Source organism: Apilactobacillus micheneri, from assembly GCF_002993975.1.
In the GTDB taxonomy this organism is placed as follows: Bacteria; Bacillota; Bacilli; order Lactobacillales; family Lactobacillaceae; genus Apilactobacillus; species Apilactobacillus micheneri.
In genome coordinates, this window is the sequence record NZ_POSO01000003.1 from 128301 (window position 1) to 150922 (window position 22622).

Below are 22622 nucleotides of genomic sequence, written 5' to 3' on the forward strand. Positions count from 1 at the left end.
AAATTTATGAAAGCTTTCTAAATTTTAAAATATTCTTTTAAATATTCTGCTAGTCCATTATGATTATTATCAAATTTTGTAATGTCATCGGCAATTTCTTTTATTTTAGGTTGACCGTTTTTCATGGCAACCCCTAATCCAGCGTATTTAATCATAGATTCATCGTTAAATTCATCACCAAAAGCAATGACATCATTTTGCTTAATTCCATAATAATTAACTAATTTTTTAATTCCGGTGACTTTGCTGACTCCTTTAGCGGCTACTTCAATGATTGGATCTTTTCCACCCCAAGGAGATACTTCTAATATGTCACCATAATTTTGTTTAACATAATTGATAAAAGTTTCTTTCTTTTGTTTATCTACATGAAGAGTTAAGCAAATAGGATTTTCTGTTAATGTATCTTTAGATATGATTTCATCTTTTGATAAATTGGTGGGAAAGAACCCAACAGACTCATCTGCAGATTTATTTGCTAAAAATAAATCTTTTCCTTCAACAGTCATAAGGTTAATACCAATTTCTTCACTCTTGTTTAATAACTCAAATACTATATTTTTATCTATATTGTATTGGTAAGCTTCAGACCAAACAGATGCTGGATTATAACCTAAACTACCGTTAAATGTAATCATTGGGTTATTGAAACCTAATTGATTGTATAGATGTTCTACTAATCTTGGAGGACGACCAGTTACAATATTTACCATATTGCCTTTAGAAATAACTTTTTGAATAACATTAATCGTTTCTTGAGAAATTTCTGAATTATTGTTTAATGTTGTACCATCTAAATCAATGGCAATTAATTTTTTATTCATGATATTTAATCACCTCTATTTTTACAGTAATATTAATATACTAACCAAAAAATATTTAATCGTCAATTAATTATAAAGGAGTTTTATTTTGCAATTACCTTTAGATTTTAAAAAAAAGTATAAAAAATTGTTAGGAAATGATGCTGATTCATTTTTTAATAGTCTAGAATCATCAACTAATCCTGGATTTAGAATTAATCCATTAAAAGAGAATTTACCAGAAAATGAAGATTTAACTCATCCAATTGAATATTGTCAATATGGTTATTATGGAGAAATTAATGGAAAGAGTGTTGATCATCAAAGTGGTGCTATATACTCTCAAGAACCCAGTGCAATGTATGTTGGAGAAGTGTCTGATGTTCATCCTGGAGAAAAAATCTTAGATTTATGTGCGGCGCCTGGTGGAAAAACTACCCATATTGCTAGTTATATGAAAAATGAAGGGACTTTAGTTACCAATGAGATAGACTATAAACGAGCTAAAATTCTAGCCGAAAATGTAGAAAGATTTGGAATTCAGAATGCTATTGTTTTGAATGAAAATCCCAATAATCTCGCCAAACATTTTCCTAAATTTTTTGATACTATTCTTATAGATGCCCCATGTTCTGGTGAGGGAATGTTTAGGAAAAATCCCGATGCCACTAAATATTGGAATTTAGAATATCCAATAGAGTGTGCAAACAGACAAAAAGATATACTAAAACAAGCAATTAAAATGCTTAAACCAGGTGGTAAAATAATTTATTCTACTTGTACATTTGCTCCTGAAGAAGATGAACAAATTGTTTCATGGATGATTAATAATTTTGATTTGACTATTGAACCAATAAAAAAATATTCTGGAATGTCATATGGACATCCTGAATGGTCAGATGGTAATGAAGAACTAAAAAATACGGTTAGATTATTTCCTAATAAGTTTAAAGGAGAAGGTCATTTTATTGCCAAACTAGTAAATTCAGAAAAGGGTAATCCTAAAAAGATAAAAAAATTCTTAAAAGGTAATTTAAGCTCTGAACAAAATAAATTATGGAAACAATTTGCTAGTAAAAATATGACTAATTTTATACCTGAAAATCTAGTTACTTTTGGCGAACAATTATATACTTTTGAAAAGGGACTTCCTGAACTTAAAGGATTAAAAGTTATGCGTCCTGGATTACATTTAGGAACATTTAAAAAGAAAAGATTTGAACCTAGTTACGCTTTAGCTTTATCAATTCATAAAGATTTATTTAATAAAGAATTGAATGTTTCAAAAGAAGAATGGAAAAATTATGTACATGGTGATACGATTAGTTGCGATAAATCCTTAGAAAAAGGCTGGTATCTTTTAATTTGTGATGATCAACCATTCGCTTTTGGAAAGGTTGTAAATGGAATAGTTAAAAACTTTATGCCTAAAGGATTAAGATTTAAGGCTTAAAAAATTGGACTGAAATAGTCCTTTTTTTTWTATTTTAGTAATAAATAAAAAGTTACTTTAACTTAAAATAAAAAACAAAAAAGAAAATCAATATGATAAACTTCTTTGCTGTAAATATGCAACTAAATTACTATCTAAAACAAGCTTTTGTTGTTGTAATTCATAGATTGTTCTGCAAGAAAGTAGGGTCATTATAATTTTTAAACCATTTTTAAATTCATTAATAAGGTTTATAGTTTCTTCAACACCATTTTTAATAACACTGTTCAATATAAAACCAGACATTCCAACAGCATTAGAACCCAAAGCAATAGATTTGGCTATATCTAATGGATTTCTTATGCCTCCAGATGCAATTATAGAAAGATCATTTGAAAAACTATAAGCTTCAAGTAAAGATTCTACAGTAGTTTGGCCCCAATTAGACAAATAATTTAACTCTTTATTATGTCTTCTAAAATTTTCAATTGTAGCGAAATTTGTTCCACCACGACCACTAATATTAATATTTTTAACACCGATATTTTTTAAATTCTGAATTGTTTCTTTTGCCATTCCAAAACCAACTTCTTTAACTATGACAGGTATATTAATATTATTAACAATATTTTGAATATTATCTAACCAATAAAATTTACGATCTCCTTCAGGCATAATTAATTCTTGGGCAACATTAACATGAATCTCTAGGGCATCAGCATTAACCATTTTGATAACTTTTTTAGCATCGGATAAACTATGAGAAGCACCAATATTTGCAAAGATAGGTCCATTATAATTTTGTCTTGTGATAGCAAAAGATTCAACAGTACTGTTATCTTTTAATGCTACACTTTGAGAACCAGTTGCCATTGCAATCCCGGTAGCTTGAGCAACTTTAGACAACTTATCATTTAGTTTTTTTGTATAATCACTTCCACCAGTCATGGCTTCGATATAAAAAGGAAAATCTAATTTTAAATCTTGAATGTTAGTTGATAGATCAATTTCGTTTAAATCAATTTCAGGTAAACTTTGATGTATAAATCTAACATTATCAAATCCTGATTTACTATGGTTATCAAAAAATTTTTCTGCTAAAGATACGTGTTCATTTTTTCTTTGAGAATGTTGACTGGTCATATATACACCTTCTTTATAAGTTCTTATGAATTTTTAAATTTAAACTTTGAATATCATTATCTTTCCATTCATCTATAATTTTATTTTTAGATGACTTTTTATCAATGATTACAATACCGCAATCGCCACCACCAGCGCCTGATGATTTAGCTGCACCATGATTTTTAATAGCAATTTGACATAATTTATTTAATTTAGGAGTCTCGATATTAATGCCAGTAAATTTACCTAATTTGTTTAAAAGTAATCGATTTACTAATATCTCTTTTTGAATTAACCTAAGACTCTTTTTATGAAAACCGCTTATCATTCTATTTATACATTTTTTACTGTCAGATAAGAATGTATTGTAATCTTTTTTATCATAATTTTTTTCAACTTTATTAACTAACGAAGAAGTTGAAGCTGGAGTTCCAGTCCAACCAATTAATAATTCCAAATTAGCTGGTGGGGTTAGGGGCTCAATTCTTAGTTCTGGCCAAATTAAATTAATTAATTCTTCAACTTCAATATTTCTATGCTTCTTTAACCAATTACGATCAAAAGAACTATAAGCTATCCATCCACCATAAACACTAGCAGCAATATCTCCCAATGAACCATTACCTTGTACATCTAAATGTGCAATGGATGATAATTTAAAAATTTTTTCTAAGCTAATATTTAAATCATAATACTTTAATATAGCCTTAACAATTCCAACCGTCACTGCAGCAGATGATCCTAATCCATATTTCTTTCCATCTGAACTATTTAAAGAACTATCAATATTAATGTCAAAGCAATTCAATTTATATCCCAAAGAAATAATATAATTAAATGTAATTTTCATTGCAGAAATAACGTATTCAAAATTATTAATATTATTGCTAATCATTTGAAATTTATTATTTATAATATTCCATTTGACTATACTATTTGGATATTGTTTTGAATTAATCTGGCCATAAACATTATTAGTTTCATTTATATTTACAGTAATAAATTGATTAAGTGCTACAACAATAGATGGCATTCCTTTTTCTACAACTGCATATTCTCCAGCAATATATAATTTACCAGGAGCTTTAACAGAAATCACAACAACCATTTCCTTTCTAATAATAATCCAATTATAAATATTTAATGCCTTCACCGGGCTTAGATATCTTTATCTTTTCTTCATCAAATGATTGAAGTAATTCAGACTTAATTTTTTTAATATTTTTACTTTGACAAATTATTTTAACATTAGGGCCAGCATCCATAGTGTAATAACATTCAATGCCTTTATCTCTTAGTGCTTTTATATGATTTATAACTAAAAGACTATCTTTATTTAAATAGAGATAAGAAGGGTCAGAACTAAGAGTCAAAGAATGCATACGCATAGAATTTAATTCGGCTGTTTTTCCTAGAGCAGTAAAATCATTATTATAAATTGCATCCTTAACTGTTTCAAGATCTTTTGTGGTTTGTTTTTCCCAAGCAGTATAGTAAGGAGAAGTATTAACAGATATCTTCATTCCTTTTCTACTACTAATTTTTTTGGGTTGATTATCTAAGATAATTGCAATCATATTTATATCCATTTTAACAGGATTCTGGATACTGACAGCATATGAATTTTTATCATTTGTGCCTTTTTTCCATTCAGCAAATCCTCCGTATATAGATCTAGTAGCAGAACCTGAACCGCGTCTTGCTAGTTTAGAAAGATCTGTATTATTTAAATTTAATCCCGCTGCTTTACTAGCAGCAGCAGCTAAAGCTGCAAAACCAGAAGCTGAAGATGCTAGGCCTGCTGAAGTAGGAACGTGATTATAAGAAATAATTTTAGCAAACTTATTTATATTGGATAAGTTTCTAACTATATCCATAAAATTAGTAATAGATTTTATACTATCAACTTTTTTATTATCTAAATACATAGTATCTTGATGTAAATTATCATCAAAATTAACGGTTGTTTCAGTATAAAACTCGTCTAAAGTTAATGAAATACTACTATTATTGGGAATAATTAATTTTTCATCTTTTTTCCCCCAATATTTAACCAAAGCAATGTTAGTATGTGCTCTTGCAGTAATAGGGTTATTATCTAATGACATATTTTAATTTCTCCATAGAATTAATTATTTAAAAGGTTGAATCCAAGTATCTAAAGCACCGGCTTTAGTTAAAGCATTAGCTATTGATTCCGCTTCATTATCATTTCTAGCTAAAGCTATAATACATCCACCAAGACCACTACCAGTTAATTTGGTTCCTAATGAACCATTTATATTAGCAATCTCAACTAACTCATCTATTTTAGAATTACTTATTTTTAAATTCTTTAATTCTTTTTGATTTTCAGACATTAATATTCCTAATTCTTCTGGATTATTTTTTTCAATGTCTTGTCTAGCTTTTGTTACCAACTTACCAATCTTATTTATTGATTTTTGTGTTCTTTTATTATCATTTATAAGTTGCTGTTTAACATAATTAATTGCAATATCAGTACGACCCTTAATACCTGAATCTGCAATCACTAGTGTTGCATTTAAATTAAAATTGATTTCTTCTAATGTGTCGTTTCTAATAAACCATACTGGATTATCAGCTCCAGTAGTGGCACTGTCTAATCCTGAAGGATTACCATGTGTAATGGTTTCTTCAACATCACTTAACTTCAGTAGTTCTTCTTTACTAATATTGGTATCAAAGTAATTATATAAAGCTCTTATAATTGCAATCGATGTTGCTGCTGATGATCCCATTCCTCTTTCAGAAGGAATTTCGCTATCAATTGTCATTTCAAAGGATTCATCTGTTTTATTAATTTTTGTCAAAATAGTGTTAACTAAATTTTTAATTCCTAATAAATCATTTGGAACCTTTTGAATAGGGCCAATATAATATTTACTATTTAATAATTGACCAGCATCTATTTCATTAATTTTAATTTTTAATTCTATCTTAGGAATAGGGAGAGCAATAGCTGGTTGATTATATACCACACTATGTTCACCCATTAAAATTATTTTGGCATGACTTTTACCAAAAGCTTGTTTTGTCAATGTTATCGCTCACTTTCTCTCGATAATAATATTATCATATAATTAATATAATAAAAATAACTTAAATTATTTATTTGAGTTGCTTAAAAAATAGATAATAATTGGTAAAATGTAGTATCATTAATATTAATGATTAAAGCAAAGATTGGTGGATACAATAATGAGTAGTACAATTTTTTCAGTAGTAGATATTGAAACTACTGGAACTAGTCAATCGAACGACAATCGTATAATCCAATTTAGTTGTACATTTGTTAAAAATAAAAATATTATTGGATCGTTTAATTCATTTATAAATCCAGAAATGGATATACCTAGCGACATAACAAAGTTAACAGGCATCACAAATGAATTAGTTAAAAATGCTCCTACTTTTAATGAATTTGCAAGTAAAATTTCTTCATTGCTAAAAGATACTGTCTTTGTTGCTCATAATGTAGATTTTGATTTTCCATTTATTAATAAAGAATTGGATAGAGCAGGTCAAAAAATGATGGATAACATGGCAATTGATACTGTTACTTTAAGTCAATTATTATTACCAACAGAAAAAAGTTATCGACTAATTGACCTAAGTCAAAATTTAAACATTTTACATCAACATCCTCATTCTTCTAGTAGTGATGCTTTTGCTACAGCAAAATTATTAATAATTTTATTTAATCAAATTGAAAAGATTCCTAAAAAAACTATTAAGCAATTAATATCAATAAATCCAACATTGCCTAAAAATACAATCGATGTTTTTAAATATGCATATAAGAATAATGTAGATATGTTTAATGACAAGTTATTGGATATTAATCGACTAAAAATAAGAAAAATTCAATATAAAGAAAGATTGAAAATAAGAAAAATAAATTATCCTGAGAGTAAAGGTAAACAAAAAAACATATTCAATGGAGTATATAAATGGAATTCTGAAGAAAGTAAACTTATGAATTCTATTTATGATAATTATAAAAACAGTGATAATTCAAAAAATTTATTGGTAGAACAAAATAATGAGTTAGATTATGATTTAGGATTCTTATTTCCTTTAGTACATTTATTAAATAATGAAAATAAAATAGTTGTTGCCGTTCATAAACATTCAGTTCATGAAGATTTATCTAAAACAATTAATAGAATTAATAAAATAACAAAAAATAATTTTAAAAAGTTAGTTTTACATTCAATAGATGATTATATAGATCTAAATAAATTTAGAGATGCCTTAAACATTAAAAGTAATTCTAAACAAACAGAATTTTTAAAATGTAAAATTTTAATTTGGTTAACTTTCACTAAAACTGGTGATCTACATGAGCTAAATTTGGATATGAAAAATGATCAAAATGTGTTCCTAAAAACTATTGGTAATACTAATAACAAGGGTTACTACATGAATAAATTAAAGAATGATTTTAATAATTCAAATGTAGTAATTATTTCACATGAATATTTATACAATAATCGTCATATGCTAGCAAAATATAAACCATACTTAGTTATAAAAGATGCTGTTGATTTCAATAAACAAATATTAAAGCATTATCGTGTTAATTTTAAAATTAATCAAAACAATATTTTAATTCGTCATGCTCAATATCTTTTATATCAAACCCATAATCAAAATTTATATGATATTTTTAAGGATGATAAATCAGCTATAAAATTAGTACAAAATATAGACTCTTTAATTAAAGAATATGAAAATTATTCATTGAAACTACAAAAGAGTTTCGAAGAATCATTTATAAATAAGCGAAACTTTATTACCTTAAAAAAAGGCTTTAAAAATCCAATTAACAATATTGAGCTTGTTAATTTTATTAAACATAATAAAGAATATATTGATAAACAGTCTTCATTAATTAAGCAAATAAGATCATTATCTAAAAAGATTATTAAAAGCAATGACACCTTAAAGAGTAGTGAAAAAGCTATTATAACAACTTTTAACGACCGTATTTTTAATCTTAATAAATTCTTTAATAATAATATTTTATTAATTAAAAATCTCGTTTATATGGACAAAAAAGTAACTTTCCAAAATTATTTAAATGTAGATAAAAATGCTGATAATAGTACTTTAGTAGGTGGATTAATTCAAAACGATGATTTATTAAAAAACAAAATTTATAATTTGTTTAATAATATTTTATTCATGGATACTGCAATTTATTCATCAGACAAATCAGAATTTATTTTAAACAAACTCGAGTTGAATAATAATAATACAAGTATGATCAAAAGTTCATACCAGACTAATTTAAACAATGATTATAAGATTTTTTACAATAACAACAAACAAGAAATAGATTTAAACACGTTAGATCTTGAAAATAATAACACATTTATTATGGCAAATACTCAAGAAAAAATAGATGAAATTTATGAAAATATAAAGAAAAATGGAAACGATAGTTTATTAGTGTTATGTCAAAAAATTAATGGGAATAAGGATAAAATAATTAAAAAATTTACCAATTCAAAGGGTGCAACAATTATTGGTAATTATTATTTATTTATGTCTATAAGAAATATAAATAAATCAATAAATCGTTTAATAGTTCAAAGCATAAATTCTAATGATATGTATAATGAAAATAGTAATTTAACAGATTTATATAATCTTATGATTAAAAATTCTATTAAACATATTATCCATCTATCGAATAATAAAGGGGTTATTTTAATAAATGACTTTTCATTAATTAATGAAAATAGTATTAAATCTCTTAAAAATATGATTTCTAATCATATAAAAATGTTTAAAATAGATAGTAAAAACGAAATAAGAACATTTAATAATTTCTAGGAGGTTAGTAAATTGAAAATACCATCCGTAAACGTTAAATATATTAAGAAAAGTTATAAATGGATTATATTTTTAATATTTATTATTATTTTAATTATAATAGGTTTCTTTTTATGGGCACGTCAACCTTTAGCTAATGCAAAAAGTCAGGCTAAAGGTATTGCTGAAAAAAAAGCTAAAATAGTTAAATTTGATAAATTCTTTATGTCTGATTTAAATAGAACCTATTATACCATTCAAGGTAAAGATAAATATCAAAATGAAAATTATGTCATTATCGATAAAAAAACTGGTGATATCAACATCGTCCCATTAAAGGATACTATTTCTCAAGAGTCTGCAACTAATATTGCTAATAATAGAATTAATATCAACAAGCTTATTAGTACAGCACCAACTTTATTTAACAATAAACCTGCGTGGTTAGTTAGTTATTTTGATAATAAAAATAAATTGTGCTATATAACTATTGATTTAAAAAATGGAAAAGTTATACAATCAATTTCTAATGTGTAATTATGAAATAAGGTGATATATTTATGGATCGATTTGCAAAATTGTTGTTACAGTCAGGACAAACTAGTATTTCTAACTATTTATTAAAAAATTATACAAAAATAGGAATGAATAGTGACGAACTAATTATGTATTTGCAAATTAAAAGAAACATTGATATGGGAAATTATTTACCAGATATAGAAATTATTATTAATGCTACAGGATTCTCTAAAAATAAAGCATATGAGATATTGCATGAACTAATTCAGAAAAAAATAATGCGAATTAAAACATTAAAGAATAAAAATGGACATTCATTTGATGTATATGATTTTGAATTAATGTACGACAAATTAAGTCAATTAAGTGATGTATCTGATGATATTAATCATAAAGATAAGGTTGCAGAAAATACTAATAAAGAAAATAATATGACTGCAACTGAAAGAAAAAATGTATTTAAACAAATTGAATCTGAATTCGGTAGGCCACTTTCTCCAATGGAACTGGAAGAAATAAGTGCTTGGATAGATAAAGATAAGTATGATACTAAATTAATTTCACTTGCCTTAAGAGAAGCTGTATTAAATCAAGTTTATAGTTTAAAATACATTGATAGAATATTGATCAATTGGAATAAGTCTAATATTAGAACTCCTGCTGATGTTGAAAATATGAGAAATAAGCGGGAAAGTCATAATAAGTCAAGAAATAATAAATCAAACAATAATGATGACTTTAAAATACCTATAATAAAATTGGATAAATAAAAAAAGCCCGTATCTATTAAATAATAGATACGGGCTTTTTTTTATTTATTGTTTATCTGGATGCAGTATTAAATTTACTATTAGTGGTTGAATCATTTTGAATAGATTGATGACCATTCTTAAAGTATTCATTTAATCCATTTGATTTAACAGATGTAACATCGTTAGGTTTGACCCAATCTTCATTAGGTTTGTTCTGAGAAATGTACTGCATTTCGTATTTATATATCTTTTGAGCAATTGCTGTTTGTGCAGCATTCATATAATTACCTGTTTGGAATTGGTGATCATATCCTGTCCATACAGATAAGGAATAGTTTGGAGTGTATCCAGTAAACCATGAATCCATAACTGCATAAGAAGGTAAGTAACCTTGATATGTTCCCTCAGGATATTGAGTAGTACCAGTTTTTCCAGCTTCATACAGTCCTGGAACTTTAGCTTCGGTTCCTGAACCATAAGGCAAGTTCATAACACCCTTAAGCATATAATTCATCATAAATGCTGTAGAAGGTGACATAGCTTGAACTCCATTTGATGAAATATTGTGAGATACATTATCTGGGGTAACAACTCGATTAATCAAGTAAGGTTTGTGATAAGTACCATTATTGGCAAAGGCAGCATAAGCAGCAGCTTCTTGTTCCGGAGAAATGTAAAGCCCAATACCATTTTGTAGGTTAAGAGTGCTATTAAAATTCATCCCCAATGAAGATAAGAATCTAGTAGCATTATTAATTCCCACATTTTGCAACGTCCTAATAGCTGGAATATTTCTAGATTCAGCTAAAGCTTTGCGCATAGTAATAGTTCCTTGATAACGATAATCAAAATCCTTTAATTGTACATTAGTTCCTGGATAAGTGTATGGAGTATCATGAACTAATTGGTAAGTTGGATAATTCAAATATTCAAGAGCAGGGCCATAATCCATAAGGGGCTTGGCAGTAGAACCACTAGATCTGTCTGTTTGAACAGCTCGATTTAATCCAAATTGAATATCAGTTTTACGACTACCAATCATTGCATTAACAGCACCAGTTTTTGGATCTACTAAAGTTGCTCCAACTTGCATAGTATCATTAGGGAATCCTACACGATTATCATTATTAGCTAAATCATACAATTTCTTTTGTGCAGATAAATCTAAATTAGTATGAACACTTAATCCAGATTGAGGATTATAACCACGGGATTTTAATTCTTGTATAACTTTGCCAACATATGAATCAACGTATTTTTCATTCACATTAGTTAAATCATTAGTTTTATGATTATGAGTTAAACCGTTTTTGATACTTTCATTTTTAGCTGCATTGGCTTGTTTAGCTGTAATAGCATTATTACTTGCCATTGCATCTAAGACAGTATCTCTTCTTTCTTTAGCTAATTTTGGATAATTGTATGGATTATAAGATACTGGTGCTTGAGGCATTCCTGCTAGCATAGCAGTTTGAGCTAATGAAAGCTTGTTTAACTTCTTACCATAATAATATTCAGAAGCAGTTTGCATACCATAAACATTGCTAGAACCATTTCCTCCCATATAAACCTTGTTAATGTAGAATTCGAGTATCTTTTGTTTAGAATATTTTCTTTCTACTTGTAAAGCTAACCAAGCTTCTTGTGCTTTACGCTCTTTAGTACGATCTTTAATATTAGTAGAAAACACAGATAATTTAACCAATTGTTGAGTTAAAGTGGAGCCACCTTGAAGAAGACCATTATTAGATTTTATATTAGCAAGTGATGCTCCTAAAATTCTAATAGGATCAACTCCATGATGCTTATAAAAACGTCTATCTTCAATTGAAACGACAGCATCTTTTAACCTTTTAGGGATATCTTTAGATTTAACATAATCTCGATTTTGAGCGCCCATTCTATAAATTACATGATTAGAGTTATCATAAATTTTAGTTGAATTATCACTGGACAAAGAATTATAAGTTATCTTAGGAGCACTAGATGCATAATATGCAAATACTCCAGTTCCAATAATAATCATTAAAGAAACAAAGGCTAAAACACCTAAAATAGTTCTTTTTATTATTTTACCAGCACGACTCTTTTTATACTTACCCTGATTACGCTGTACACGCGTATTATCTTTTGAATCCTTTTGTGACATTATGATTCTCCTTTACTATTTAATAACTTGTCTACTGCTCTTAAATAGGGAATAGTAGGATTTAGTGAATATTGAATATTAATACCCAGTTTTTTAATTATATCCTTTTTTATTGATTTTTTTCCACCATTAAATTGATTGTCCCAATATGTAAATAAATCAGTGGCCTTAAATAAAAATAGCTCATCTGTTTGAACGAATTTAATAAGTGCAAAACAAAGGCCACCTTGTTGTACACATTGTCGCATATGTTCAACTTGATGTTTATGAAAATTAGCTAATGGAAAAGAAGTTTTATTTTTGGTTTCTTTCGCATCAAAATCAATATATTTTCCACGGTAAACCCCATTATAATCGGTAGTAGAAGCTTTTCTAAAATAAGCTTCCTTAATCACAGCAGCACTACGCTTAGGATAATCAACTTTAACAATTTGAACAGGAGTGGGTTTCTTATGAATCACAGCTATATTTTTATGAAGATAATAATTATTGCTGTCATTAATTTCCTGTTCAAGGGTCATCCCACGATCACCATAAATAGTTAGTTTATGATGAGAATGTTGTTCATTATGATTCTTCTTTAAAGATTTATTAGTAGAAACTTTATAAGATGAACCATTAGGATAATGAATTGCCATTATTACCACCTTTCATTTAATATATAATTATAATTCAAATTTTAATTAACAACATTATACCATTAGTACAAAAATCTTAATAACCTAGGAAGTGAAAAAAATTGAGTAGACTATGGATAACTGGATATAGAAGCTATGAATTGGGAATTTTCAAAAATAATGATCCAAAGAAGACTGTAATCGATAAAGTAATTAAGGATAATTTATCACAAGAAATTATGGATGGTGTTGATTGGATAATCACTGGTGGACAATTAGGCATAGAGCAATGGAGTGTCGAGGTTGCAAATCAACTTAAAACAGAATATCCAGATGAGTTTAAAACATCTGTTATGCTACCATTTCAAAAATTTGGCGAACAATGGAATGATGATAATAAAATGTCGTTACAAAAATGTATCCAAAATTCTGATTTTTCAGCTAGCGTTTCTAATGAACCATATAAATCACCAATACAATTAAAAGCATATCAAAAATTTATGTTAACGCACACAGATAAAGCGTTATTAATATATGATTTAGATTATGAGGGTAAAACTAAATATGATTACAATCAAATCAAACAATATTCAGATCACAATGATTATGATTTAAGAATGATTGACTTTGATGATTTACAAGAAGCTGCAACTGAATATGAAAATAGTAGAAAAAACTTTGAAGAATAGATTTGAAATAATTGAATAATGTGTTAAGATAATATTTGTTCGTGATTATTTCAGATATGAGGTGTGAAATATGAATAATATTCAATATACCCCTAAAGATATTTTGCAAAAAGAATTTAAGCAAAAAATGCGTGGGTATGATCCTAATGATGTTGATACATTTTTAGATAGTGTAATTAAAGATTATCAAAGCTTTGATAAAAACTTTAGTGATCTAAAAGAAGAAAATGAAAAACTAAAAGAAGAAATTAAAGATCTAGAAGGTCAAATTAATAACCAAAATAGTTATCAATTTAATCAAAGATCAGCAGAATTTGCTGCTAATAATCCACAACCATCTAATCATGAGCAGGTTAATAGTGTTGAAGCAGACTTATTGAAACGAGTTTCTAACTTAGAAATGAGAGTCTTTGGATCTAACTAATTAACCATTAAAATTGTATAGAATTGGTGTATATCCTGAGTAATCGCGGCCAACTTAAGTTGGCTGAGGAAAGTCCACTCTCGCACAAGCTGCGATGCTTGTAGTGTTCGTGCTCGGTGAAAAAATAAGCCGGGGGACTACTTATGTAGTAATGGCGAAGGAAAAAAGCTAAGGATTTATCTATGCTTTAGTACTTCTGAAAGTGCCACAGTGACGATACAATATTGGAAACAATATTGGTGGAACGCGGTAAACCCCTCGAGCGGGAAACCCAAACTTTGGTAGGGGAGCTTCACACACGGAAATTGAACCAAGTGTGGGGGAGAAACTTATGTTTCTGAGATAGATGATTACTACTTCAAAATTTTAAAGGCCTGACTTAATTTTGAAGCACAAAACATGGCTTACAGGGATGTACACCATTCAGGACGAGTGGAAGTTTTCTTCCACTCTTTTTTATACTTAAAATTATATTTTTAATAAGAGGTAATATAAATGAAAAAATTTAAATTAATGGCAACTTGTGCAGCTGGGATTGAAGCCCTTGTTGGTAGAGAATTACGTGATCTAGGATATGAAACTCAAGTTGAAAACGGTCGTGTAAGATTCGAAGGTTCAATTGAAGATATTATTAAAGCTAATTTATGGCTTAGAACGGCTGATCGTATTGAAATCATTGTAGGTGAATTTAATGCTAAAACTTTTGAAGATCTTTTCCAAAATATCAAACAATTACCATGGGATAAATTGTTGCCAATGGATGCACAATTCCCAATGAATGGTCGTTCACATAATTCTACATTACATAGTGTTCCGGATGTCCAATCAATTGCTAAGAAAGCGGTTGTAAATAAATTAAGCGAAACTTACCATCGTCGTACACGTCTTCCAGAAACTGGCGCACTTTATAGTTTAGAAACTAGAATTAATAAAGATCATGTTATTGTAACTCTAGATACTACTGGAGAAAGTCTATTTAAACGTGGATACCGTGTGGCAAAAGGACCAGCTCCATTAAAAGAAAATATGGCAGCCGCATTAATTTTACTAACTAACTGGTATCCAGATATGCCTTTCTTAGATCCAATGTGTGGTTCTGGAACCATCCCTATCGAAGCAGCGCTAATGGCTAGAAACATTGCTCCTGGATTTAATCGTGATTTCTCTTGTGAAAAATGGGAATGGGTAGATAATGACATGGTATCTACAATCCGTGATGAAGCAGATAGTAAAGCTGATTATGATAAAGAAATTGATATTATGGCATCAGATGTAGACGGTAATTTAATTGATGCCGCAAAAGTGAACGCACAAGAAGTGGGCTTGCTACATGATATTCAATTTAAACAACTTGCTGTGCAAGATTTTAAAACAGATAAAATTAATGGAGTGGTTGTATCTAACCCTCCATATGGTGAAAGATTAAGTGATAAAGCTAGCGTAATAAAATTATATAAAGATCTAGGAAAAGTATTTAGACCTATGGATAGTTGGTCAAAATACTTCTTAACTAGTGATTTAGAGTTCGATAAATCATATGGACAAAAGGCCACTAAAACTAGAAAACTTTATAACGGATCATTGAGGACCGATTATTTCCAATTTTGGGGTCATAAAATTAGAAAGTAAAAGGTGAAAAACTTGAAAAAGAATATTGCAATTATCGGTGGAGGAATTGTAGGATCTACTGCTGCATATTATTTAAGTAAGTTAGATCATAAACATGAATTTAATGTAACTATGTATGATGATGGTAAAGGTCAGGCTACTAAGGCGGCTGCCGGGATAATTTCACCATGGTTATCCAAGCGTAGAAATAAAAAATGGTACAATCTTGCTCGTGATGGAGCAACTTTATTATCTGATATTGCTAAAGAAACTGATATGTCTAAAGATATATATGATCAATGTGGAACAATTATTACTAGGGATAATCAAGATAAACTAAATGATTTATATCAAAAAGCTTTGGTTAGAACTAAAGAAACAAAAACCATTGGGGATGTTTTCAAGTTAAATGCTAACGAAGTTAAAAGTAAAATCCCCTTATTAACTAAATCTTTACCAGGAGTATTGGTAACCGGTGGAGCAAGAATTGACGGTGGAAGGTTTTCCAAACATTTAAAAAATATTGCTCAATCAAATAACTTAAAAATTGTAAACAAAAAAGTTGCCATTAATGATGAAGGAAAAATTCAATTAGAACAAGATTCCATTGAATATGATTACATCATTATAGCAACTGGTGCATGGATGAAAAACACTTTATCTAATTTACCATTAGAAGTCGACGTAAGAGCACAAAAAGGACAATTAATCGAATTATCAACAAATAGTATACATTCAAATGCCGATATGCCAGTGTTAATGCCTGAGGGCGAAAGAGATTTCATTCCAGTTAGTAATGGTAAATTAATTGTTGGTGCTACTCATGAAAATGACAAAGGTTTTGATTTACAACCAACAAGTGAAGTTATTGATGATTTACTAGCTAGTGCCAATCGATTAGTAGATGGTTTAAATCAAGAAAATTTGGTTAAAATAAAAGTAGGTACTAGAGCATACACTTCTGATTTTGCACCATTTTTTGGCAACATCCCACAATATGAAAATATATTAGTTGGTGGTGGACTTGGATCATCTGGATTAACAACCGGTCCATTAATTGGTAAATTATTAGCTCAAAGTATTGTAGATAAAAACAACATTGATTTAGACCAATACCGTAAGCCAATTGAAAATTACATTAAAATTAATTAGTAAAAAGAATGAAGGGCTTGCTGCGCTAAATTGTGAGCACCTTCATTTTTTTTATCAGAAATCCAATTATTTATAACTAATGAAAATGAATCTTGTAATAACAAAATTTTATCTAATTGTGGCTGATAATGTTTTGCATAACGTTTTTCTAAACTTTCATAAACTATCTTGCTATCAGTATAATAAATGATTGTTTCATTTTGCTTTGCGATTTCTTTGATTTTTTTAAAACCAATTAAACATGCTTCAAACTCCGCACTATGATTGTTTTTGGCATTTAATTTAGTTTTAATTTGCCTTTGATTTTTATCGTGAATTATAAGAATTCCACCAGAACTATCACCAGATTTGTTCATAGTAGCTGCATCAGTGTATAATTTAAACATAATATAATTTCTCCTATAAGAAGGTGTTTTTCTATGATAACTCAAAAACGAACATTTTTATATCAACCAGGAATACTTTCATCCATAATTACATGGAGTTGGACATTTGCCTTACTATTTGTAGGGATAATATTCTGGCTTGAAGTAACTCATTTTCAGCAAATAACATTATTCTTCTTTATAATATTTTTGCTATTTTCTATTTTTCAACTGTCATTTCGTAAAATAACTATTGAAAAAAATCAAATCACAATTGGTAGATTACTAAATCCAAGATGGATTAAAATTAGCATTGATGATATTGATGATTACAGATTCACAAAACATCGTGCTATTATCATAATTAATAATAAGAAACATGAGTTTTTATTACCAGTTAACTCAATTATTGAACTAAATAGTATAATTAGCAAAAAAAGGATAAAGGAGTTGCACAATCCATGAAAACAGACATTGAAATTTCACAATCAACTAAACTAGAAAAAATTAACTTAATTGCCAAAAAGTTAGGCTTGTCTGAAAAAGATATTGAAAACTATGGAGATTACAAAGCAAAAATTAATTTACCAATCAAAAAACAAAAAGATGGTAAATTAATTTTAGTAACATCAATCAATCCAACCGCTGCTGGAGAAGGTAAGACCACTCTAACTATTGGTTTAGGGGATGCTTTCAATCAAATTAATAAGAATTGTGCAATTGCTTTAAGAGAACCTTCATTAGGACCAGTTATGGGAATCAAAGGTGGTGCTACTGGTGGTGGATATGCTCAAGTAGCTCCAATGGAGGATATTAATTTATTTTTCACTGGTGACTTTCCAGCCATTACCGAAGCTCATGATACTTTATCTGCATTAATTGATAATCATATTCATCATGGCAACCAATTAAATATCGATCCTAGACAGGTCGAATGGAAACGTGTAGTAGATATTAATGACCGTGAATTGCGTCACGCAATTGTTGGATTAGGTGGACGTACTTCTGGTGTTCCACGTGAAGATGGTTTTGATATTACAGTAGCTAGCGAAATTATGGCTGTTTTATGTTTAAGTAATGATTTAAAAGACTTGAAAAATAAATTGGGAAAAATTTTAATTGCATATACTTATGACAAAGAACCAATAACAGTAAATGACTTAGGTGTTACTGGAGCACTAGCTTTATTATTAAAAGATGCTATTAAACCAAACTTAGTACAAACACTAGAACATACCCCAGCATTTATTCATGGAGGACCATTTGCTAACATTGCCCATGGTTGTAATAGTATTTTAGCCACAAAAGCAGCCATTCATTCTGCCGATTATGCCATTACTGAGGCTGGATTTGGGGCTGACTTAGGTGGAGAAAAGTTCTTAGACATTACTGCGCCTAAAATTGGTAAAAACCCGGATGCAATTGTTATTGTTGCTACAATTCGTGCATTAAAGCTTAATGGTGGCGTTAACAAAAATGATTTAGACAATGAAAATGTTGAGGCATTATTAAATGGTGCTGATAACCTAGGACGCCATATTAAAAATATGAAGCAATATGGTAAACCAGTTGTTGTAGCAATTAATAAATTTACTAGCGATACTATTAATGAAATGAAAGCATTAGATCAATATATTAAGGATCAAGGGGTTAAAGCAATTAATACCGATGTGTGGGCCAAAGGCGGCAAAGGTGCTATTGATTTGGCTAATGAATTGGTTGCAGCTTGTGATGAACAGCATGATTTTAAACCTTTGTATAACAAAAATGATGATATATTAACTAAAATTAATAAGGTAGTTAAAAATATTTATGGTGGTTCCAACGTTGAATTAAGTTCTAAAGCTCAGAGTCAACTTAAGGCCATTAAAAAACGTGGTTGGGATAAGATGCCTGTATGTATAGCAAAAACACAATATTCATTTACTGATAATGCTAAATTACTTGGTGCGCCTAATAATTTCATTATTCACGTAAGAGAATTACAACCTCGCTTAGGGGCTGGATTTATAGTTGCTTTAACCGGTAAAGTTCTTACGATGCCAGGATTGCCTACTCATCCCGCCGCATTAGATATGGACATCGACAATGATGGTAAAATTAAAGGACTATTTTAAAGGAGAATTATAATGCCGATATTTTATGCTATATTGAGCATGATTGTTTTAATTGGTGCTGATCAAATTACTAAATATTTAATTGCAACTCATATTGCTGAAAATGATGTTACTAATTTAATTCCAGGGTTAATATCTTTTACTAATTTGCATAATAATGGTGCAGCTTGGAGTATTTTACAAGGACAACAATGGTTGTTTAGTTTAATTAGCATTGTTGCAATATTGGTAATTGGTTATTTTATGTATAAATTAAGGAACAAAAAAGTATATGAAATAAGCTTGGTAATTTTATTATCAGGAATAATTGGTAACTTTATTGATCGATTATTTCAAGGCTATGTTGTAGATATGGTGCAATTAGACTTTATTAATTTTCCAGTTTTTAATGTTGCTGATTCATGCATTACAATTGGAATTATAATTTTATTCATAGCAATATTAAGAGATGGTGATTTAAATTAAAAATAAACTTGAATTTTGTGCAACCAAAAATGATAAAAGACTAGATAAATCAATTGCTAATCATTTTAATAATATTAGTCGTTCAAGAGCAAAAAATTTAATTGAAGAACAAATGGTAAAGGTAAACGATGAATTAAAAAAGCCAAAATATGATTTAAAACAAGGGGATAATGTAGTTATTAATATCCCAGAACCTAAAACATTAAATTTAGAGCCAGAAAATATTCTTTTAGATATCGTTTATGAGGATAATGACGTCTTGGTTGTGAATAAACCACAAGGGATGGTTGTGCACCCTTCACCTGGTCATTCTGATCATACTTTAGTAAATGCATTATTATTTCATACTCCTTTATCCAATATTAATGGTACTTTTAGGCCAGGAATTGTTCATCGAATTGACAAAGACACATCAGGATTACTAATGATTGCTAAAAATAATGATGCCCACAAATCATTATCAGAACAATTAAAAGCCAAGAGTAATATTCGAGAATACGTTGCTTTAGTACATGGAAATATTAAAGAAGACAAAGGTAAAATTGATGCGCCCATTGGAAGATCTAAAAAGGATCGCAAAAAACAAGCTATTGTAGATGATGGTAAGCATGCTGTAACTCATTTTAAAGTCTTGGAAAGATTAGGTGAATATACATTAGTATCATGTGTACTAGAAACTGGGCGCACCCATCAAATTAGAGTCCATATGAAATATATTGGGCATCCCTTAGTCGGCGATCCCTTATATGGACCTAGAAAAACAATTAAGGGTAATGGCCAATTTTTACATGCTGCTAAGTTAGGCTTTAAACATCCTAAGACTGGTAAATTAATGGTATTTGATGCACCATTACCTAAAATTTTTAAACAAACAATTAATAATTTAAGAAATAGTATAAAATAACTAGGAGGATAAATTTAATGTCAAAAGTTGTAGTAGACAAAATGGCAATGCAACGTGCATTGACTAGAATTACTTATGAAATTATCGAAAAAATAAAGGGGTTAATAATTTAGTAATCTTAGGTATTAAGACCCGTGGGGTTTACCTAGCAAAGCGTATTGCTAATCGTTTACAAAAATTAGAGAATAAAGAAGTTCCAGTAGTACAGCTAGATGTAACTAAATATCGTGATGATGTTAAACATACAGCTGATGATCCAAAAGTTGCTGATGATGATAAAATTTCTTTAGATAATAAAAATGTAATCTTAGTCGATGATGTTTTATTTACTGGTAGAACTATTAAATCTGCTTTTTCTGCAATTTCCGAATTAGGTCGTCCTGACAATATCCGTTTAGCAGTATTAATTGACCGTGGACATCGTGAATTACCAATTAGAGCAGATTTTGTAGGCAAAAATATTCCAACATCTAGAACTGAAAAGATTAAAGTTCAAGTTAATGAAATTGATGGTAAAGATTCAGTAGAAATCATTGATAAGTAATTAATTCTTAAATATATATTTAAGGAGCATGCTATGGCAACACGTTATTTAATATTAGAAGATGGGACATCTTACAAGGGTAAAGCATTTGGCTCGCAAGCCACTACAACAGGTGAAATTGTGGTTAATTCCAATATGTTAGGTTATCAAGAAATTATTACTAATCAAATTTATCATAATCAAATTATTACCTTTACCCAGCCATCGATTGGAAATACTGGTATTAATCATAAAAGTTTTGAATCTATTGTTACCAACGCAAAGGGCATTATTGTGCGTGAATACTCTAATATTTCTACAAATAGATTAGGTAATTTAACTTTAGATCGTTTTTTAAAGCAACATAATATTCCCGGCATTGCGGGGATTGATACTAGAGAATTAACCCATCGTATTAGAAGAAATAAGTCAATGAAGGCTAGCATTGTTGATGTTAATGATGAACATGCTTTTGACCAACTAAATGCAGCAGTATTAACTAATCAACAGGTAAAACAGGTTTCTACCAAAGCACCATTTCCTAATACAGGCGATGGCTATAACATTATATTAATTGACTTTGGCTTAAAATATGGTATTTTACGCTGTTTAGCTGAATTAGATTGTAACGTTATTGTGATGCCATGGAATACAAGCAGTAAGGAAATTATGGATTTAGATCCCGATGGGGTAATTTTATCTACCGGTCCTGGTTCGCCTAATGACTTACCTGAATCAGTACTAAATATGATAAGAGAGACTCAAGAAAAATTACCAATGTTTGCTATGGGGTTAGGACACGAGTTATTTGCGTTAGCTAATGGTGCTGAAACTTATAAATTAAAGGTTGAGCATCATGGCAGTAATCATCCCATTAGACAAATTATAACTAATCAAATTATATATGCATCACAAAGCCAAGGGTATGCAGTCGATCCTAAATCAATTAAACATGATCAGTTATTAATAACTTTTATTGATTTAGTAAATGGAACTGTCCAGGGTATTAGGCACCGTGATTTTCCTTCATTTTCAGTGCAATTTTCTCCAGATGGTGGACCAGGACCTGAAGATACTGTTGACTTATTCGAAGAATTCTTAGAAAACGTTAGCTCACAAAGGAGATAACTGGAA

At 29.1% G+C, this 22622-nt stretch carries 21 protein-coding genes, 1 other RNA gene and 1 pseudogene; 15 read left to right on the forward strand and 8 right to left on the reverse strand.

The window, feature by feature from the left end; genetic code table 11:
- Positions 1-17 precede the first annotated feature (17 nt).
- Positions 18-824 carry a Cof-type HAD-IIB family hydrolase gene (locus C7N41_RS04740; RefSeq protein ID WP_105964577.1) on the reverse strand — a complete coding sequence of 269 codons (807 nt, stop codon included), beginning with the start codon at positions 822-824 and terminating at the stop codon, positions 18-20.
- Between the two features lie 88 nt (positions 825-912).
- On the opposite strand from C7N41_RS04740, the gene C7N41_RS04745 reads away from it, so the two are divergent.
- Positions 913-2256 (forward strand): RsmF rRNA methyltransferase first C-terminal domain-containing protein, encoded by a 1344-nt coding sequence (locus C7N41_RS04745; RefSeq protein ID WP_105964578.1) that lies wholly within the window; start codon positions 913-915, stop codon positions 2254-2256.
- An 87-nt stretch (positions 2257-2343) separates the two neighbouring features.
- Here C7N41_RS04745 and fni read toward each other — a convergent pair whose 3' ends face one another.
- From fni to mvk, 4 genes are read right to left on the reverse strand one after another with little or no spacing between them, the layout of a single operon-like run.
- On the reverse strand, positions 2344-3378 hold the full coding sequence (gene fni / locus C7N41_RS04750; RefSeq protein ID WP_105964579.1) for a type 2 isopentenyl-diphosphate Delta-isomerase: 1035 nt from the start codon (positions 3376-3378) through the stop codon (positions 2344-2346).
- A 13-nt stretch (positions 3379-3391) separates the two neighbouring features.
- Entirely contained in the window at positions 3392-4459 is a 1068-nt protein-coding gene (locus C7N41_RS04755) for a phosphomevalonate kinase (protein WP_105964784.1), read from the reverse strand.
- A gap of 31 nt (positions 4460-4490) precedes the next feature.
- A complete protein-coding gene (gene mvaD, locus C7N41_RS04760; protein WP_105964580.1) occupies positions 4491-5468 on the reverse strand; it encodes a diphosphomevalonate decarboxylase in 978 nt (325 codons plus the stop codon).
- Positions 5469-5492: 24 nt separating this feature from the next.
- Positions 5493-6422 (reverse strand): mevalonate kinase, encoded by a 930-nt coding sequence (gene mvk, locus C7N41_RS04765; protein WP_105964581.1) that lies wholly within the window; start codon positions 6420-6422, stop codon positions 5493-5495.
- A 160-nt stretch (positions 6423-6582) separates the two neighbouring features.
- Here mvk and C7N41_RS04770 point away from each other — a divergent pair, with 160 nt between their 5' ends.
- Genes C7N41_RS04770 through C7N41_RS04780 form a run of 3 tightly spaced genes read left to right on the forward strand, consistent with a single transcriptional unit; the run spans position 6583 to position 10493 of the window.
- Positions 6583-9225 carry an exonuclease domain-containing protein gene (locus tag C7N41_RS04770; RefSeq protein ID WP_105964582.1) on the forward strand — a complete coding sequence of 881 codons (2643 nt, stop codon included), beginning with the start codon at positions 6583-6585 and terminating at the stop codon, positions 9223-9225.
- A 12-nt stretch (positions 9226-9237) separates the two neighbouring features.
- Positions 9238-9741, forward strand: coding sequence for a PepSY domain-containing protein (locus tag C7N41_RS04775; RefSeq protein ID WP_105964583.1), 504 nt, complete (start codon positions 9238-9240; stop codon positions 9739-9741).
- Positions 9742-9764: 23 nt separating this feature from the next.
- Positions 9765-10493 (forward strand): DnaD domain-containing protein, encoded by a 729-nt coding sequence (locus C7N41_RS04780; RefSeq protein ID WP_105964584.1) that lies wholly within the window; start codon positions 9765-9767, stop codon positions 10491-10493.
- Positions 10494-10545: 52 nt separating this feature from the next.
- Here C7N41_RS04780 and C7N41_RS04785 read toward each other — a convergent pair whose 3' ends face one another.
- Positions 10546-12624, reverse strand: a complete 2079-nt coding sequence (locus C7N41_RS04785; protein WP_105964585.1) for a transglycosylase domain-containing protein — start codon at positions 12622-12624, stop codon at positions 10546-10548.
- Positions 12624-13262 (reverse strand): Holliday junction resolvase RecU, encoded by a 639-nt coding sequence (gene recU, locus C7N41_RS04790; protein ID WP_105964586.1) that lies wholly within the window; start codon positions 13260-13262, stop codon positions 12624-12626. Before recU ends, C7N41_RS04785 begins: the two co-directional genes overlap by 1 nt.
- Positions 13263-13363: 101 nt before the next feature.
- On the opposite strand from recU, the gene C7N41_RS04795 reads away from it, so the two are divergent.
- The 5 genes from C7N41_RS04795 (at position 13364) to C7N41_RS04815 (ending at position 17114) form a co-directional block, all read left to right on the forward strand.
- Positions 13364-13930 (forward strand): DUF1273 domain-containing protein, encoded by a 567-nt coding sequence (locus C7N41_RS04795; RefSeq protein ID WP_105964587.1) that lies wholly within the window; start codon positions 13364-13366, stop codon positions 13928-13930.
- A gap of 70 nt (positions 13931-14000) precedes the next feature.
- Positions 14001-14354, forward strand: a complete 354-nt coding sequence (gene gpsB / locus C7N41_RS04800) for a cell division regulator GpsB (RefSeq protein ID WP_105964588.1) — start codon at positions 14001-14003, stop codon at positions 14352-14354.
- Positions 14355-14385: 31 nt separating this feature from the next.
- An RNA gene (rnpB, locus tag C7N41_RS04805) (RNase P RNA component class B) lies at positions 14386-14766 on the forward strand.
- Between the two features lie 83 nt (positions 14767-14849).
- Positions 14850-15983 (forward strand): THUMP domain-containing class I SAM-dependent RNA methyltransferase, encoded by a 1134-nt coding sequence (locus tag C7N41_RS04810; protein WP_105964589.1) that lies wholly within the window; start codon positions 14850-14852, stop codon positions 15981-15983.
- Positions 15984-15995: 12 nt separating this feature from the next.
- Entirely contained in the window at positions 15996-17114 is a 1119-nt protein-coding gene (locus tag C7N41_RS04815; protein ID WP_105964590.1) for an NAD(P)/FAD-dependent oxidoreductase, read from the forward strand.
- Here C7N41_RS04815 and C7N41_RS04820 read toward each other — a convergent pair.
- Positions 17111-17500 (reverse strand): ribonuclease HI family protein, encoded by a 390-nt coding sequence (locus tag C7N41_RS04820; RefSeq protein WP_105964591.1) that lies wholly within the window; start codon positions 17498-17500, stop codon positions 17111-17113. The two genes, C7N41_RS04815 and C7N41_RS04820, sit on opposite strands and share 4 nt — an antisense overlap.
- A gap of 33 nt (positions 17501-17533) precedes the next feature.
- On the opposite strand from C7N41_RS04820, the gene C7N41_RS04825 reads away from it, so the two are divergent.
- The 6 genes and pseudogenes from C7N41_RS04825 (at position 17534) to C7N41_RS04850 (ending at position 22616) form a co-directional block, all read left to right on the forward strand.
- On the forward strand, positions 17534-17944 hold the full coding sequence (locus tag C7N41_RS04825; RefSeq protein WP_105964592.1) for an EbsA family protein: 411 nt from the start codon (positions 17534-17536) through the stop codon (positions 17942-17944).
- Positions 17941-19596, forward strand: coding sequence for a formate--tetrahydrofolate ligase (locus C7N41_RS04830; RefSeq protein ID WP_105964593.1), 1656 nt, complete (start codon positions 17941-17943; stop codon positions 19594-19596). The genes C7N41_RS04825 and C7N41_RS04830 overlap by 4 nt, the downstream gene beginning before the upstream one ends.
- Positions 19597-19614: 18 nt before the next feature.
- Positions 19615-20061: a signal peptidase II gene (gene lspA / locus C7N41_RS04835; protein ID WP_105964785.1), complete on the forward strand. Its 447-nt coding sequence runs from the start codon at positions 19615-19617 to the stop codon at positions 20059-20061.
- Positions 20057-20965, forward strand: coding sequence for an RluA family pseudouridine synthase (locus C7N41_RS04840; protein WP_105964594.1), 909 nt, complete (start codon positions 20057-20059; stop codon positions 20963-20965). Before lspA ends, C7N41_RS04840 begins: the two co-directional genes overlap by 5 nt.
- A gap of 17 nt (positions 20966-20982) precedes the next feature.
- Positions 20983-21509, forward strand: a pseudogene (gene pyrR / locus C7N41_RS04845) (bifunctional pyr operon transcriptional regulator/uracil phosphoribosyltransferase PyrR).
- Positions 21510-21542: 33 nt separating this feature from the next.
- On the forward strand, positions 21543-22616 hold the full coding sequence (locus C7N41_RS04850; protein ID WP_105964595.1) for a carbamoyl phosphate synthase small subunit: 1074 nt from the start codon (positions 21543-21545) through the stop codon (positions 22614-22616).
- Positions 22617-22622: the final 6 nt, after the last annotated feature.